The organism is Bradyrhizobium sp. (assembly GCF_019242285.1).
Taxonomy (GTDB): domain Bacteria; phylum Pseudomonadota; class Alphaproteobacteria; order Rhizobiales; family Xanthobacteraceae; genus Bradyrhizobium.
Window position 1 is genome coordinate 1 of the sequence record NZ_JAFAVV010000820.1, and the last position, 2,266, is coordinate 2,266.

Here is a 2,266-nt window from a genome sequence, read left to right on the forward strand (position 1 = left end):
GATTTTTTTGCTCCGGACTACGATCTTCTACGATTTTCTTCACGTTGGCTCCTGTGCAGTTTCCAGTTCGCGCTGAGAGGGAGCATCCGCCGCCAGGTCTGCTTGCAATTCAGGGACTATCGGACTCTCGCGATGGGTGTCCGACAGGGGCTTGATCCCGAACCAGGTCACGTAGAGCGCCGGCAAGAACAACAGTGTCAGCACTGTGCCTACGATGATGCCGCCCATCATCGCGTAGGCCATGGGCCCCCAGAAGATCTCGCGCGCAATCGGGATCAGGGCGAGGCTTGCAGCAGCCGCGGTCAGCATGATCGGCCGCATCCGGTGCTCGGTTGCTTCCACCACTGCATCCCATGCAGGACGTCCCGCCTTCCTCAGATCCTCGATTTGCACAATCAGGATCACCGAGTTGCGGATCAGGATGCCGATCAGCGCCAGCACACCGAGGATCGCGACGAATCCGAGCGGCGCTCCACTTGGCAACAAGGCCATGACCACGCCGATCAGTGCGAGAGGCGCCACCGCAAACACCAGGAACAACCGGTGGAAGCTTTGAAGCTGGATCATCAGGATCGTCGCCATGATGAAGAGCATCAGCGGAACGACCGCTTCGATCGGGGCCTGGCTCTTCGCGCTTTCCTCGACCGACCCTCCGATCGCGACCGAGTATCCCGCGGGCAGCGCCTTTGCGAACCCGTCCACCTTCGGCGTGAGTTGATCGGTGACCGTCTTTGGCTGCGCGCCGTCGAGGATGCTGGCCTTGAGCGTAATCGTGGGAAGCCGCGATCGCCGCCAGATTGTTGGCTGCTCGATCTCATAGTGCAGCGTGGCCACCGCGCCGAGCGGCACAGACTGGCCACTCAAACCCGTCAATTGCAGGTCGCGTAGCGTGTCGATCGATGCACGCTCGGATGCGGTTGCCCGACCCATCACGTTCACCAGGTAGATGCTGTCTCGCACCTGGGTGATCGAAGAGCCGGCAAGGACACCATTCAACGTCGTCGCGATGTCCTCGGAGCTCACACCAAGCTGGCGCGCCTTGTCCTGAAGGACGTCGACCTTGACGACGCGCGCCGGCTCCATCCAGTCGAACACGACGTGATCGAGGTGCGGATTGGCGCGTACAATGGCGGCGAGCTTTTGAGAAAATTCCCTCACCTTCGCAATGTCGGGTCCGCTCAGCCGATATTGCACGGGACGCCCGACCGGAGGCCCGACCTCGAGCAACTTGACGAAGTTGTCGGTGCCCGGAAAGGTCTTTTTCAGATAGGTTTCGAATTCCGCCTTGAGGCGATCGCGAACCTGAATGCCACCCTTGGTGACGACGACCATCTGGCCAAACCAGCTGTTCGCCGTCTGCAAATCGAACGACAGGACAAAGCGGGGAGCGCCGGTTCCGACATAGGTTGACCAATGGTCGACGCCGGAATTGCCCTCCAGCTGTTCATGCTCGAAGCGAGCGATCTGCGCATTGGTTTCTGTAATCGAGGCGTTTTGAGGCAAATTCCAGTCAATGACCAGTTCGGCACGGTCCGACGACGGAAAGAACTGCTGCTGCACGAACTTCATGCCGAACAGGGCGAGCGCGAAGGCCGCAACTGTCACCCCGACGGTGATCCAACGATGATGCATGCAGACCAGAAGAACGCGCTCAAATATTCGGGCCACTCGCCCTTTTTCTTCGTGATGACCTTTCATCCTGGTCGGCAGGATTGTAACGCCGAGCAGGGGTGTGAACAGCACCGCGACAATCCATGATACGAGCAACGAGACGGCAATGACCACGAACAAGGTGTATGTGAATTCACCGGCGTTGCTGGTGTTGAGGCCGATCGGGATGAACCCGGCGACGGTGACAAGCGTCCCCGTCAGCATGGGAAAGGCCGTGGAGGTGTAGACATGCGTTGCGGCCTTCTCGAGGGGATCGCCCACTTCCAACCGCGCCACCATCATTTCGACGGCGATCATGGCGTCGTCGACCAGAAGCCCGAGAGCGATGATGAGGGCGCCCAGCGAAATGCGCTGCAGCGAGATTCCGGCATACGCCATCACCACAAACGTAATCGCAAGAACCAGTGGGATTGCGATCGCAACTACGAGTCCCGCGCGAAGGCCGAGGCTCAAGAAGCTGATTCCGAGCACGATGAGCACCGCTTCAAACAGAGCTTCCGTGAAGCCTGACACGGCGTGCTCGACAACGACCGGCTGGTCGGCGACGAGATGAACGCCAAGGCCGATCGGCTGCTCGGCCAGGATCTTCGACATT

General features: G+C 59.8%; 1 protein-coding gene. It reads right to left on the reverse strand.

What is annotated here, in order from left to right; all coding sequences use genetic code 11:
- Positions 1-39: 39 nt before the first annotated feature.
- Positions 40-2,266: efflux RND transporter permease subunit (locus JOY90_RS33695; RefSeq protein ID WP_291695409.1), on the reverse strand; the 2,227-nt coding region annotated here is incomplete at its 5' end.